At 71.1% G+C, this 13,733-nt stretch carries 12 protein-coding genes and 2 pseudogenes; 5 read left to right on the top strand and 9 right to left on the bottom strand.

Annotated elements, in window-relative coordinates:
* Positions 1-254: 254 nt before the first annotated feature.
* From GXP76_RS28125 to GXP76_RS28115, 3 genes and pseudogenes are all read right to left on the bottom strand, one after another.
* The gene (locus tag GXP76_RS28125; RefSeq protein ID WP_242574423.1) at positions 255-1,466 is read right to left on the bottom strand and encodes a PP2C family protein-serine/threonine phosphatase; all 1,212 of its coding nucleotides are present in this window, start codon (positions 1,464-1,466) and stop codon (positions 255-257) included.
* A 98-nt stretch (positions 1,467-1,564) separates the two neighbouring features.
* Positions 1,565-1,987: pseudogene (locus GXP76_RS28120) on the bottom strand (ATP-binding protein); the annotation flags it as partial.
* Between the two features lie 1,300 nt (positions 1,988-3,287).
* Positions 3,288-4,085, bottom strand: coding sequence for a FadR/GntR family transcriptional regulator (locus GXP76_RS28115; protein ID WP_242574422.1), 798 nt, complete (start codon positions 4,083-4,085; stop codon positions 3,288-3,290).
* 275 nt (positions 4,086-4,360) lie between these two features.
* On the opposite strand from GXP76_RS28115, the gene GXP76_RS28110 reads away from it, so the two are divergent.
* A complete protein-coding gene (locus tag GXP76_RS28110; protein ID WP_242574421.1) occupies positions 4,361-4,516 on the top strand; it encodes a hypothetical protein in 156 nt (51 codons plus the stop codon).
* Between the two features lie 111 nt (positions 4,517-4,627).
* Positions 4,628-5,176 carry a hypothetical protein gene (locus tag GXP76_RS28105; RefSeq protein ID WP_242574420.1) on the top strand — a complete coding sequence of 183 codons (549 nt, stop codon included), beginning with the start codon at positions 4,628-4,630 and terminating at the stop codon, positions 5,174-5,176.
* Between the two features lie 263 nt (positions 5,177-5,439).
* Here the strand turns inward: GXP76_RS28105 and GXP76_RS28100 are convergent, their stop codons facing one another.
* Positions 5,440-6,381 carry a LysR family transcriptional regulator gene (locus GXP76_RS28100; protein WP_242574419.1) on the bottom strand — a complete coding sequence of 314 codons (942 nt, stop codon included), beginning with the start codon at positions 6,379-6,381 and terminating at the stop codon, positions 5,440-5,442.
* An 84-nt stretch (positions 6,382-6,465) separates the two neighbouring features.
* Between GXP76_RS28100 and GXP76_RS28095 the strand changes: the two genes are divergently transcribed.
* From GXP76_RS28095 to GXP76_RS28085, 3 genes are all read left to right on the top strand, one after another.
* Positions 6,466-7,251 (top strand): sulfite exporter TauE/SafE family protein, encoded by a 786-nt coding sequence (locus tag GXP76_RS28095; RefSeq protein WP_242574418.1) that lies wholly within the window; start codon positions 6,466-6,468, stop codon positions 7,249-7,251.
* 5 nt (positions 7,252-7,256) lie between these two features.
* On the top strand, positions 7,257-7,766 hold the full coding sequence (locus GXP76_RS28090; RefSeq protein ID WP_242574417.1) for a hypothetical protein: 510 nt from the start codon (positions 7,257-7,259) through the stop codon (positions 7,764-7,766).
* Positions 7,767-7,891: 125 nt separating this feature from the next.
* On the top strand, positions 7,892-8,248 hold the full coding sequence (locus GXP76_RS28085; RefSeq protein ID WP_242574416.1) for a VOC family protein: 357 nt from the start codon (positions 7,892-7,894) through the stop codon (positions 8,246-8,248).
* Positions 8,249-8,335: 87 nt separating this feature from the next.
* On the opposite strand, the gene GXP76_RS28080 is transcribed toward GXP76_RS28085, so the two are convergent.
* The 5 genes and pseudogenes from GXP76_RS28080 to GXP76_RS28060 all read right to left on the bottom strand — a co-directional run bounded on the left by GXP76_RS28080 (position 8,336) and on the right by GXP76_RS28060 (position 13,714).
* Complete coding sequence (locus tag GXP76_RS28080) at positions 8,336-9,511, bottom strand: glycerate kinase (protein ID WP_242574415.1); 1,176 nt, start codon at positions 9,509-9,511, stop codon at positions 8,336-8,338.
* Positions 9,508-10,944: an SLC13 family permease gene (locus tag GXP76_RS28075; protein ID WP_242574414.1), complete on the bottom strand. Its 1,437-nt coding sequence runs from the start codon at positions 10,942-10,944 to the stop codon at positions 9,508-9,510. The genes GXP76_RS28080 and GXP76_RS28075 overlap by 4 nt, the downstream gene beginning before the upstream one ends.
* Positions 10,945-11,321: 377 nt before the next feature.
* Positions 11,322-11,981 carry a response regulator transcription factor gene (locus GXP76_RS28070; protein WP_078073629.1) on the bottom strand — a complete coding sequence of 220 codons (660 nt, stop codon included), beginning with the start codon at positions 11,979-11,981 and terminating at the stop codon, positions 11,322-11,324.
* Positions 11,978-13,419, bottom strand: a pseudogene (locus tag GXP76_RS28065) (sensor histidine kinase). Before GXP76_RS28065 ends, GXP76_RS28070 begins: the two are co-directional and overlap by 4 nt.
* Positions 13,391-13,714, bottom strand: coding sequence for a small hydrophilic protein (locus GXP76_RS28060; protein ID WP_242574413.1), 324 nt, complete (start codon positions 13,712-13,714; stop codon positions 13,391-13,393). The pseudogene GXP76_RS28065 and the gene GXP76_RS28060 overlap by 29 nt, the downstream one beginning before the upstream one ends.
* Positions 13,715-13,733 lie beyond the last annotated feature (19 nt).

Here is a 13,733-nt window from a genome sequence, read left to right as displayed (position 1 = left end):
GAGCCAGGTTGCTGCGTTTGTGCACGAGATGGACAGCACCGCGGATCATGATCGGCGGCGGGATGGGGAGCCACCCCTATCGGGTGATGTCTGTCTGTGAGGACGCGGGCGAGCGTGTTCGCGTTGGCGTGGTCGTCGGTCTCGATACCTTGTGGTCCCCGGGCCCTTTGGTTCGTGTCCCTGACAGGCGCGTGCCAGGGGGCCCGACTCTGTGTGCTGGGAGCGGGCTGGGGTGGTGTTCGTGTTGGTGTGCGTCAGTGGTGGTTTGGGGAGGTGTGGGCGCTGGTCGTGCTGGTGTGCTGGCTGGAGCTGGTGCCGTGCCAGTCCAGGCAGATGACGGTGGCGTCGTCCAGCAGGTTTCCTTCGGTGGCTTGGTGGAGGGCGCGCATGAGGGAGCGGACGGCTTCGCGGGGGTGTAGGGCGGCGTCGGCTTTGATGCGGGCGGGTAGGTCCAGGGCGGTGGTGTTGCGTTCGGTCATTCCGTCGGTGATCAGCACCAGTCGGTCTCCGGGGGTCAGGTCCAGGTTCTGCACGCGGTAGTGGCCGTCCCAGGGTGCGCCGAAGGGCAGGTCCACTTCCGGTTGGATCTCACTGACCCGGCCGTTGCGCAGTCGCAGTGGCCAGGGGTGGCCGGCGTTGACGAACAGGGCGTGGCCGGTGGACAGGTTGATGTTCAGGAGTTGGCCGGTGACGGTGGCGTCTTGCCCGTAGTCCAGGACGGCCTGGTGTGCTGCCCGGGCCTGCTCGGCCAGAGGGGCCCGGGCGCGCCGGGTGTTGCGCAGGGAGCCGACGATGAGCGTGGCCAGCAGTGCGGCGTAGGTGTGGTGGCCCACGGCATCGGTGATGGAGACGTGCAGGGTGTGCCGGTCCAGGCTGTAGTCGAAGGTGTCGCCGGAGATGTCGTGGGTCGGCTGGAGGGCGCCGGCGAAAGTGACCGGCCCGGCTTCGCAGGACAGAGCCTGTGGGAGAAGGTTGTGCTGGATTTCAGCGGCCAGGGTGGGCGGGATGCTGCGCCGGCCCCATTCGTAGAGGTCGGTGAAGCGCCGGTTGGAGGTGACGACGTAGGCCAGGGCTTGGGCGGCCTGCGCGATCTGGTGGCTGTGACGTGGGCTGAGCTCGATGGTTGTGGTCACTTCCAGGATGCCGATGGCATCTCCCTGGGTGGTCACCGGTGCCAGCACCCGATATCCGCTCACCGGTTCGGGGGTCTCGGTGATGTGCAGCTGCTGGGAGCGGATCACCTGCTCGTGGAGGGTGCCGCGAAGGTCGATGTGGTGTTGTTCCCCGCCTTCGCCTTCCGTGTCATCGGCCACCGGTAGCGACAGCAGGACGTCGCCGGTGAAGTCGATGATCCAGAAGCGGACCTCGCGGGCATCCATCTGCCTGGCAAGGGCCTGGGCGACCACTGCGACGGAATCTACTGGTGGCGCCTGTTCCACCGCTGCCAGCAGCCCCTCGACGGTCATGTCATGCTCAGTCACTGGCGCCTTTTCCTTCATCTGTCCACCACTGGCCTCGGCTCCCTTTCGAAGCCGCTCAGGACGGCAAGGGAGGAGAGCGGGTATCACCGTGTGGTTGTGGCCTGACGGCCGGCTTCGGTGGCCTGGAAGCGGTAGAAGTCGGTGCCCGTCTGGATGAGCGTGCAGCGGAAGGTGATCCGGTCGGCGATGGCCGCGCAGAGCCTGGGGTCGCCGAAGGTCTTGTCCCACTCGGCGAACGGGGAGTTGGTGGCCACCGCGGTCGCCTTGCACTCCTCGCGTTCTGTGAAGATCTGGAAGAGCAGCTTCGCACCCTTCTTGTCCAGGTTGAGGTAGCCGAACTCGTCCAGACACAGAAGATCGACTTTGCTGTACCGGGCGATCACGGAGGACAGACGGCGCCCGGCGTCTGCCTCGGCGAGCTCGTTCACCAGCGCTGAGGTAGTGGTGTAGCGGACGGTGAGACCGGCTTCTGCGATCGCCGTGCCCACCCCGGTCAGCAGGTGCGACTTGCCGGTGCCTCACCCGCACCTTCGTGCCGATGAACTTCGCGGGCACCGAGTAGTAGCACTGCCGGACCGTGACCCGGCCGTTGCGGTGCACCACCGGCGTCAGGTCGATCCCGCAGTCGTAGCCGTCCACTGACAGCGCACCCAGCAGTTCCCGTTCCTGCTCGAAGTCGAACCCGATCGAGGTGGGCCGGCCGTGGACATGCCGGGCGTCTTCGGCCGCGTCGATGGCCGCCAGCCGCTCATTGAGCTCCGCCAGGGACTCCACCCGAGGCGGCGGGACCAGATGCTTGCGGCGGAACCGGCCGCCCTCGTGCTCCACCCCGCCCTTCTCATGGGCGCCTTCCCCACCCGGCGTGCAGTAGAACGCCGAGAAGCCGTACCACGATCGGAACGCCGCCCACCGCGCCGACTCCGTGCGCGAGCGGCCGAACAGCACCAGCTTCACCGCCGGCTTGAGGTTGTCATACCGGATGTGGACCGCCGGCACCCCACCCAGCATCTCGAACGCCTCAACGTGGCCCTCGAAGAACGCCTCCTGCGAGGCCGTGGCGTAGACCCGGTGGACAGCCTTGCCCGAGTACGACATCCGCAGCGTGAACAACACACACTTGCGCCGCTGCCCGGCCAGGTCCAGCCACACATCCGCGAAATCGACCTCGGCCTCCTCACCGGGCCGCTTGGCCTGCGGCGCCGTCCCCTCCAGGTGACGGCGCCCCTCCTTCGCCACCGTGTTCCGCGACACCCGGTACCGCAGGGCCAGCGCCCGCCCCGACACCGCAGGGTCCAAACGCCGGTCCCGGCGGATCCGCTCAAAAATCCACTCACGCGACCTGTACACACGGGTCTCCTGACACGACCGTGATCAACGACCACAGCGTGAGCGGCCAAACAGCCCAAAACCTCGATTACTCCATCGGCGGCATGTCGCACACCATCACACCAGGTGGCTCCCATTCACACCGCCGAACCAGCGGTTCCCAAAACCACCGCCCCACCGGCTCTACTTCACCCCGCTAAAAACATACCGGGCCTACTCGGCCGGCTGACGACAACGCGGCGGAGCGCTGTGCCGGCCGCCGCCGGCCAGGCGGGATGTGTCAGGCGCGGCCCAGGGGCCTGTCTTCAAAGTAGCGCCGTCCGCCCGCAGGGCCAGGGTTCGCGGCGTCCGGTGCGGAGCGCCCCAAGGCGCAGCAGGACCAGCGTTGTGGCCGGCCCAGCCGTACTCGGCCGGGTACGACAACACGGCGAGGCCGCCGCACCAGGCGTCGCGGGCCGGGCAGGACTTCGCGGACACGTCCTAGCGAGGGCCGGCGGAGGGTTCGGACCGGTTGCCGCCCCGGCGTCCCTCCGACTCGGCCAGCAGCGCGTCGATGTGGTGCTGGGCCATCACATTGACCGGGATGTCGAGATCCGCACCGTAGGTGCGCAGGCCGAGCATGAGGTGGGCGCGCATCCGCTCGCAGGCCAGCTCGACGTCACGGGCCTCGATCGCCTCGAAGATCTCGGGGTGGTGCGGGACTCCGGGCTCGGCGATCGAGGGATCGGAGTTCGAGCGGAGCATCATCTCGAACATCATCCCGCTGATCGAGGAGAGCATGATCCGCAGTACGGGATTGCCGCTGGCGGTCGCGACGGCGTCATGGAACTCCATGTCCGCCTGCGCCTTGACGACGACGTCGGTCGCGGACTCCAGCGCGTTCACGGCGGCCCGCATCATCTCGACGTCCTCGGCGCTCGCCCGCTCCGTTGCGAGCCGCACCGTCTCGACCTCCAGCGGCAGCCGGGCCTCGATGAGCTGCCGCACCGTGGGCCGGCCGGCCCGGTACAGGGCGTCGTACCCCCGGGCCTGCCCGGAGCTCTGCTCCAGTACGAAGGAACCCCGCCCGGGGGCCACCTCGATCAGATGCTGGGCCTCCAGCCGCCGCAGCACCTCGCGCACGACGTTCCTGCTGGACCCGAACTGGGCGGACAGCTCCCGCTCGGAGGGCAGCTTCGTGCCGACGGCGATGTCCCCGGACCGGATGTCGTGCTCCAGCTGACGGGCGATGCGCTCGGTGAGGAGGCCGCGATGGGCCGAAGGGTCAGGTGTCGGCATGGACCGGAGGATATCGCCCTCGTGCGAGCAGATGGACGGAGCATGCATTGGTCGCCGAAGGCAGGGCACACGATGGTCGAACGACACCGAACCAACACCGAACGAACAGGAACCGGCGGCCACGCTCACGCGGTCGTCACAGATCTCACCCGGCCCGAGCTGACGAGCTCACGGGCCACCCGGCCGGAGCTGACGAGCTCGCGGGCCCCGGGGGCGGCGCCGCCGCGCAGGCGAGGTCCGCACGCCATCAAACATCCAGAAGTTAGGGAACAGCCATGATCGTCCTTGGTCTCATTCTGCTCATCATCGGCATGCTCGTCGGCGTCTCCCTGCTGACGACGGTCGGCGGCGTACTCGTCGTGGCCGGCGCGGTCCTGTGGATTCTCGGCGCGACCGGCCGCGCGGTCGGCGGGCGCAAGCACTACTTCTAGACCGGCGCTCGGGCGGGCTCGGGGCCACGGAGAGGTTTCTCTCCGTGGCCCCGCCGCCGTGCCCGCACTCGTATCCGCTCCCGGGTGACCCGCACGGCTACGCTTTCGACCGTGCACCGCCCACTGCTCTTCCTCGACGTCGACGGGCCGCTCAATCCGTACGCCGCTCAGCCCGAGAGGCGTCCCGACGGCTACACCACCCTGCGAGTGCCCTGGAACCGCGGACCGTCCGAGGAACCCCGAGGGCTCTCGTCCCGGCTGCGCCCCCTTCGGGTCTGGCTCAACCCGGACCACGGGCGGGCCCTGCTGCGGCTCGGCTACGAGCTGTGCTGGGCCACCACATGGATGGACGACGCCAACCGGTGGATCGGCCCGGTGCTCGGCCTGCCCGAACTCCCCTTCGTCGACTTCGGTGACGCCTTGTTCCGCGAGCGACCCGACGGAGTCCACTGGAAGACCGTCCCCCTGGTCGACCACGCGGACGGCCGCCCCTTCGCCTGGGTGGACGACGAACAGAGCCCCCTGGACCAGGAGTACGTGAGCGCCCACCATCGAGGGCCCGGGCTGCTGCACCATGTCGATCCCCGGATCGGTCTGCGCGAGGACGACTTCCGGACGCTCTCCCGCTTCGCCCGTTCCCTGAAGGACCCCGCTCCTTAGCGACCGCACCCAACCACGACAGAACTCCCGGTCTCATGACATCTCATGACGTGCCGTCAGTTAGCCATACGCGGAGGCCGGTTGGAGCGTTAAAAAGCCTCGGTTGGAACGTTCAAAGCCCTTGACGGACCTCGCACCGGGAAGCCACGATCTTCTCACCGCCGAGACGTCGGCGGCGGGGTGTTCCACCACGATGCCGCCGGCCCCGAAGCCGGTCCGGTCGTCGTCGGTCGAGAACCGGGGCGCCTGACGGACTCCGCCCGTCAGGCGCCCTTTCCCATCGTCTCCTCCGGGTAGGAGGAGGGCTCGGAGAGTGCCGCCCGCCGCAGATGGCCGGCGAGCGCGGCCGTGGCCGTGCCCGTCGGTGAGGTGTCCGCCTTCGCCCCCCAGGCCAGCAGGTGGAGCCGCCGCGACCAGGGCTCCAGCAGCTCGCACACGTCGAGTCCCCGGCCGGGGTCGACGGCGCGGCGCGGCACGACGGCGAGCCCCACCCCGGCGGCGGCGAGAGCGACGAGGATGTTGAGCCCGGCGACCGTGGTGCGGTAGCGCACCACCGGCGCGTGCGGGCCCAGGTTCTTCTCGATCCAGCGCCGCAGCGAGGAGTCCGCGTCGAGTCCGACGAGTGGGTGTTCGGCGACCTCGCTGTACGTCAGCCCGGTGCGTCCGGCGAGGATCCCACCGGCCTGGCCGACCACGACGAGGGAGTCGTCACCGAGCGGCCGCATGGTGAGGCCGCTGTCGCGGGCCTCCTCGTCGTCGATGACGATCCCCAGGTCCGCGCCGCCGTCGGCGAGCGTGCGCACGGTCTGTGGGGTGCGGCTCTCGAAGACCCTCACATCGACGTCCGGGTGCGCGCGGAGGAACGAGACGAGTGCCCGCGGCACGAATCCCTGAATGGCCGAGCCACCGCAGTAGAGGGTCAGCGGGGTGGCCGGGGACCGGGTGTAGCTCGCGACCGCGCCTTCGAGCCGCGCCGTCTGGGCGAGGACATCACGCGCGTGGCGGGCCAGTGTCGTCCCCGCCGGAGTGGGCCGTACGCCGCGCCGGCCGCGGATCAGGAGTTCCACACCCGCGGTCTGCTCCAGCGCGCGCACCCTGGCACTGGCCGAGGGCAGGCTCAGATGCGTCCGGCGGGCGCCGCCCGTGATCGAGCCTTCCGCCATGATGCCGAGGAAGAGCCGCAGGTCGTCCAAGTCGTAGCGCATGCGTCTCAGCCTATGGCGCAGGCTTAGGCTGGGTACAGCAATGGCGCATTGTGCGTCCACCGGGCACGGAGCGATGCTCGACGGGTGCCAGAGACATCGCTCGTCCTGCTGGCCGGCGTCCTGCTGGTCGGCGTCGTCGCCGGAACGCTGAACGCCGTGGGCGGCGGCGGTACGTTCGTGGCGCTGCCCGCCCTGGTCGCGACCGGGCTGTCGCCGGTGACGGCCAACGCGTCGTCGACCGTCGCGCTGCTGCCGGGGGCACTGGCCGGCGCCTGGGTCTACCGGCGCGAACTGGCTCCGGTCGGGGGGACGTCCACGCCGGCGCTGACCACGACGAGTGTGATCGGCGGCGCGCTCGGCGCGGGTCTGCTGCTGGTGCTTCCGTCGGCGTCGTTCAGCGCGGCGGTGCCGTGGCTGCTCGCTTTCGCCACCGCGCTCCTCGCCTTCGGCCGCCCCCTCTCCCGCGCCCTGAGCACCCGGCGCACGGCGGTCGACGGCTCGGTCGCCCTGAGCCCGCGCACCGTCCTGGTCGCCCAGTTCCTCGTCGCCGTCTACGGCGGATACTTCGGCGGTGCCGTAGGCATCATGATGCTGGCCTTCTGGAGCATCGGCCTCGGTCTCGACGCGGCGGCGGGCAACCCGATGCGGATCGCGCAGCTCGCGGCCCTCAATCTCAGCGCGGCCGTGCTGTTCCTGTTCGCGTCGGACGCCCTGCGTACTCCGGCCGTGCTCGTGGCCATGCTGGTCGGCGCGGTGATCGGCGGGTTCGCCGGCGCCCACCTCGCGCGCCGGCTCCCGGCCCGGCTGCTGCGCGGGACCATCCTGACCATCGCCGTCTCCATGACCGTCCTCTACTTCCTGCGAGGCTGACCGACATGGCGGAAGGCGACCCGGGGGCGCCGTACACGGACGCGTCGCGCGCCAGGCTGGAGGTGGCCTTCGCCGCGTACGAACTGGCCGACCTCGCCCGCGCGGCCGTTCCGATCGGCGCGCACGAACTGAGCCCGGACGGCACCGCCCGGTCCGGGGGCTCGACGCTGGCCGACGCGGCGCGCGTACTCGCGGCGGCACGGCGGCTCTTCGAAGCCGCCGCCGTGTTCGAGCGGGTGGGCGGCGCCGACTGGCAACTCGTCGGCGACACCCTCGGCGTATCGGCACAAGCCGCGCGGGCGCGGTTCGCGGTGGCCGAGGTCTGCTTCAGGGAAGGGTCCGACGGGGCGTGTGGCGAGGCGAGTTGGTGGCGGGCCTATCTGGCGGAGGAGCCGCTGGAAGCAGCGCGCGACCTGGACGACTGGGTACTGCGCCACGAGGACGGCGCCGGCGCCCTCGGCACCACGCCGGTCTCCGGCGGCCTGGTCCGGCGGTCCGACCGGTCAGGCGGGTGAGCGCCGGACAGGTCAGGAATGAAGAAGCCCCGCCGGGCGGGCCGGACTAACGTGATCGACACGGGGATCACCGGACAGAGTGCCCCAAAAGCGACCATTCCTTTCGACCTCAGGAGCGACCCGCCATGACCGACTCGTCCACCCAGGGAATCAAGACCGTCCTGCACCCCGTCTCCGACCTGGCGAAGGCCAAGGCCGTCTATGCCGCCCTGCTCGGCGTGGAGCCGGTGGCCGACGCGCCCTACTACGTCGGATTCGACGCGGCGGGCCAGCACATCGGCCTGGTGCCGCGCGGTGGGCCGCGGGACATGGCGTCTCCGGTGACGTACTGGCACGTCGCGGACATCGAGGCGAAGCTGGCCGAGGTGACCGCCGCGGGTGCCACGGTGAAGGAGCCCGCGCACGACGTCGGTGGCGGCCGCCTGGTGGCGACCTTCACCGACCCCGACGGCAACGTCCTCGGAGTGCTTCAGGACAGCTGACCGCCGGCGGCCCGGCACCCGCCACCGTCGGCCGGGGCGTGGCACGACCGGCCCACGGCCGGGTGCGGCCGGCCGTCCGGGAACCGCTCACGCCGCCCGTACGGCCAGCCGGGTGCCCAGCGCGACGATCCGCAGGGAGCGTTCCGTGGCATCGGCGAGGATCTCCCTGCTCCCCTCGATCGCTTCGGGCAGCGACATCGGGGCGGGCAGGATCGCGCTGTACGCGTCGACGCCGATCGCCCGCACCATGTGCGCGCCCGGCCCGATCGTGCCCGCGAGCACGAACACCGGGACTCCGGCGGCATGGGCCCTGCTCGCGACCTCGGCGGGGATCTTGCCGCGTACGGTCTGGTGGTCCAGCGCCCCCTCGGCCGTGATCACCAGATCGGCCCGCGCCAGTCTGGCATCGAGGTCGAGCCGGTCGAGCAGGACGTCGAAGCGGGGCAGCAGCCGCGCCCCCACGGCGGCCAGCCCGGCTCCCAGTCCGCCGGACGCGCCGGTGCCGGGAGCCGTCCGCAGATCGATCCGGGGGGACAGATCGCGGGTGAGGACGGCCGCCCAGCGCTCCAGCGCCGCCGACAGCACCTCCACATCGGCCGGACTCGCGCCCTTCTGCGGGCCGAACACGCGCGCCACGCCCTGCGCGCCGCACAGCACGTTGAAGGGGTTGCAGGCCACGAGGAGTTCCGTGGCGGCGAGGCGCCGGTCCAGCCCCGACGTGTCGACGCGGACCAGTTCCCCGAGCGCCGCGCCGCCCGGCGCGAGTTCGCGGCCGTGGTGGTCCGTCAGCCGGGCGCCCAGCGCCTGGAGCGCCCCGGCGCCGCCGTCCGATGTGCCGGAGTCCCCGCAGCCGACGAGTACGCGCCGGGCACCCCGGTCCAGGGCGGCGCGGATCAGCTCGCCCACGCCGTACGTGGTGGTGCTGCCCGGATCGCGCAGATCGGCGGGTACGAGGGAGAGACCGGCGACCGCGGCCATCTCCACGACGGCGGTGACGGGGCCGGGGCCGCTCTCACCGAGCAGGGCGAAGTGGGTGGGGACGGGCAGCCCGACCGGGCCGGTCGCGGTGCACGGCACCAGCCGGCCGCCGCTGGCGAGGGCCAGCGCCTCCGCCGTACCCTCTCCCCCGTCGACCAGCGGGATCAGATCGATGTCGGCGTCGGGGATCACCCTCAGAACGCCTTCGGCGATGGACTCGGCCACCTGAGCCGCGGAGAGTGACTCCTTGAACCCACTGGGGGCGATGACGATGCGGTAGCTCATGGCTGGGTCTCCAGGTGGACGGGCACGCCGAGCAGTGGCCAGACGGCGAGGGCGAAGAGCAGCACGAGGGCCGCGGTGAGGGGCGCGAGCAGGGCCGAGAGCCGCAGCAGATCGCGCGGGGTGTACGTGGGTGTGCCCGGCAGGTCCGCGAAGAGCGCGACGGGCTTGGCGGAGGCGGGCAGTGTGTGGCAGAAGCCGGCGGCGGCGGTCGAGGCGAACGCGGCGGCGACCGGGTTGACGCCGGCGGCCAGGGCGGCGGCGACCACCAGCGGGACCAGTACGGAGGACCTGGCGGAACGGGACTGGAGCGCCAGGTGGGCCGCCGTACTGATCACGACCACACCGGCGAGGAACATCCACGGCGGCATCGCCGAACCTCCGGGCACCCAGCCCACCAGCCAGTCGGCCGCCCCCGATTCGGAGAGTGCTATGCCCATCGCCATGGTGGCGGCCATGAACAGCAGCAGCGGCCAGGGCACCGTCCGCAGACCGTCCTTGAGGCCCACGGTGCCCAGTGCCGGCGAGGCGGCGACGACGGCTCCGATGAGCGCGACCAGCGCGGGCGACACCCCGTGCAGCGGTTCGCTGCACCACAGCAGCACGACGGTGCCGAGCAGGAGGAGGCACCGCGCCTCCGGCGGGGTGAGCGGCCCCTCCACCGGGGACTCCGAGTGCTCCTGGATCTCCTTGGTGGTGATCCGGACGGGTCCCGTCCGGTCGGCCCGCCGGGTCGTCGTCAGGAGCACCAGTTCGGCGGCCAGATGGGAGGAGACCACGGCGAGCGGCAGCCCGAGGATCAGCCAGGTGACGAAGCTCAGCTCCTCCCCCGTCTGCTCCCACAGCACCCCGACGGTGATCAGATGGGCGCCCGCGCCGATCAGCGTGGCGACGGCGGAGAGCAGGATCACCGTCGGGAAGAGGAGGGCCAGCATCACCACCAGCCGGGTCCGGTCGGCGAGCGCCTTGGCGAGCGCCAGGAAGACCGGCAGGGCGAGGGCGGCGCGGCCGGAGGTCGCGGGCACGGCGAAGGCGGTGACGACGAGACCGGCGGTGGTCAGATGCACCAACTGCCGTACGGTGCCTGCCCCGCCGACCAGGAACGCGGCGGCGCGGCCGGCGAGTCCGGTCTTGGTGACGGCGGCGGCCAGGACGAACGCGCAGATCAGCAGCCACACCGTCTCGTCACCGAGGGTGGCGAAGAGCGTCTCGCTGCTGATCACCCCGGTCGCCGTCAGCGCGAGTCCGGCGCCGAGCGCGACATAGGTGTCGTCCACCGAGGTGGCGATCCAGGTGTACGTGGCGAGGGTGAAGACGACGAGCGTGAGCCGCGCGTCGCCGCCGAGGCCGGAGAGGAGTCCGCCGGGCAGGGCGAGCAGGACGCAGAGGCCGAGTACGGCGCCGAGGCTGACGGACTGTCGGAGAGTGAGGGACACGACGATCAGCCTGGGGGCGGGCCGTGAGGTCCGAATGAGCCTTGGGTGAAAGACGCTTCATCTGACCGCCGCACCCGCCGACCAGCGGATGCGCCGTGACTGAGCGGGCCGGCCCCGGACGCGCACCGGCGGGCGTTCAGTCACGGCACCGGGTCCGCGAAGGCCCTCCGGACGCCGGTCGGCCTCGGGATCGTGGTCGAGTCGTCGCACCGGACTCGGTCCGGTCGCCGGTCCTCGGCGGTGGCGGGCGCCCGTGGCGACTCCGCCCGCGGCGGCGACCGCCGACGGGGCGGGGCGCGCCCTGTGACGTCGGGTGTTCGGCATGTCGCGGCGCATCAGCGGCGGTACCCGGGTGCCCTTGTGGGCAACAGGCCCGTTCAGGGCATGCGGTAGCCCATGCCCCGGATCGTCTCCAGCCGCTCGGCGCCCAACTTCCTCCGCAGGGCGCGGACATAGACGTCCACGATGTTGGAGCCGGGGTCGAAGTCGTAGCCCCAGACGTGGGAGAGGATCTGTTCGCGCGACAGCACCTGGCCGGGGTGGCGCAGGAACATCTCCAGCAGCACGAACTCACGCGCCGTCAGGTCCACGGTCCGCTCGTCGGCCCGTGCCCGCCGCGTCCTCAGGTCGAGGCTGAGGCTGCCGCTTCGCAGCATGGTGACCTCCGGCGCCCGCGCCGCGGTGCGCAACCGCAGCCGCACCCTGGCCAGCAGTTCCTCGAAGCGGAAGGGTTTCGTCATCCAGTCGTCGGCGCCGCCTTCGAGTCCGGCCACGGTGTCGCGTACGGAGTCCCTGGCCGTCAGAACGATGACGGGCAGCGTGACGCGGGCCTCGCGCATCTCCCGCAGGACGGTGAATCCGTCCCGCCCCGGCAGACCGATGTCGAGAAGCACCAGGTCGAATCCGCCGGACACGGCGTGGTGCAGAGCGGAGTCCCCGTCGTCGGCGACGACGGTGGTGAAGCCGTTGGCCCGCAGGCCCTTCTCCACGAAGGAGGCGATCCGCGCCTCGTCCTCGGCGATCAGAATGCGATTCATGAGCCCGTCTCCAGGATGAGTACGAAGGTGGCGCCGCCGCCGTCGGTACGGCGCAGTTCGACCCGGCCGTGGTGGCCTTCCGCGATCGCCTTGACGATGGCCAGTCCGAGTCCGGCGCCGCTGGTACGGGCGCCCCGGCGGGCGGTGCCGCGCCGGAACCGCTCGAAGATCACCTCGGCGTCCTGCGGCGGGATCCCGGGGCCGTTGTCGGCGACGTACAGCTCGATCCGGTCACCGTGAGTCTGCGAACCGACGCGTATGCGCTGGCCGGGCACCGTGTGCTGGACGGCGTTCTGGGCGAGTTGGACCATCGCCTGGGTGATGCGCTGCGGGTCCAGCGGTGCCTCGCGGTCGGCGACCGTGTCGAGCAGCCACTCCCGCTCCCCCAGCGTCCGCGCCTTGACGAAGACGTCCGCGGTCAGCTCCGCGAGCTGGACCGGTTCGGGCCGTACGAAGTCGGGCCGCTCGGCCTTCGCGAGCAGGAGCAGGTCCTCGACGATACGGCTCATCCGGTCGAGTTCGTCCGTGACCAGACGTATCGTCTCCTCGCGGTCGGCCGGGTCGTCGCCCATCAGCTCCAGATGCCCGCGCACGATCGTGATCGGGGTGCGCAGTTCGTGGCCCGCGTCGTCCACGAACACCCGCTGGGCGGCGAACGCCTGCTCCAGCCGGTCGAGCATGCCGTTGAACGTCTCGGCGAGCGCCGCGATGTCGTCCCGCCCCTCCACGGGGATACGGCGGGTGAGGTCCCGCTCCGTCAGCTCCGCGGCCGTCTTCCGTACAACGCGGACGGGCGCCAGGATGTGGCCGGCGACGGCCCAGCCGATGCCGCTCACCAGCACCAGCGCCATGCCCGACAGGACGATCAGCGTCCAGAACGTCTTGTCGGCGACGGCCCGCTCACGGTCCGCGTGGAAGGCGACGACGAACGCGCCGGGGGGATCGTCACCCAGCGGCCGGATGGTGACCTTGGCCAGCGCAGCTCTCCCTGCGAGCGGTGCAGTGTGCCGGAGGAGTCCTTGGAGGCGATGATCCGGGACAGCGCCCGGTCGTCCCGCCACAGGGCCATGTGGTCGGGGAAGTCACGGCGCTGCCGGATGACGTCGCGTCCGCTGACGGACGAGCGGGGCAGACCCAGCAGTTCCTCGTCGGGGTCGGCGTACTGCCGCCGCAGAAAGGTCTGGAGCAGTTTGCGCGGGTCGCCGAAACCGCGGCCGGTGTCCGGGTCGACGCCCTGCTCCACGAAGTTGGCGAACTCGCCGGTCTCCTGGGACAGCAACTGGCTTGTGCGGTGTTCCACATCCCGGTGGAGGATCGAGCGGACGGTGACGGCCACGGCCCCGAGGGCGATGGTCATCACCACCAGCAGCCAGAGCAGGATCCGCACCCGGGCGGAGATCCTCGGAACGTCAACCGTCATCACCGAAGTCGTCGTCATCGTCGTCGTCACCGTCGGCGGCCGAAGGACCGGGTACGACGGCGTCGCCAGGTGTCTCGCCGGGCGAGCCGGTGGGCGGGCCCGTCGGCGTGCCGGTGGGCGAAGCCGCGGGTCCGGTGCTCCGTCGGTCGTCCGGTGTGCCGCTCCGCGTATCGCTCGGCGAGCTGTCGAGCTGTATGCCGGGGGGCACCTTGGGCGCCTCGGGACTGTCGGTCATAGCGTAACTGGTCGCGGCGATGCCGAGCGGGACGGCGACGACGGCCGCCAGCGCGGCCAGACGAGGTGAGAAGGCCATGGGTCCATCCTGGCGACCG

The organism is Streptomyces sp. NP-1717 (genome assembly GCF_022695985.1).
Taxonomy (GTDB): Bacteria; Actinomycetota; Actinomycetes; order Streptomycetales; family Streptomycetaceae; genus Streptomyces.
Note: the sequence above shows the minus strand (reverse complement) of the source record. Positions and strands in the feature narration are given on the sequence as shown.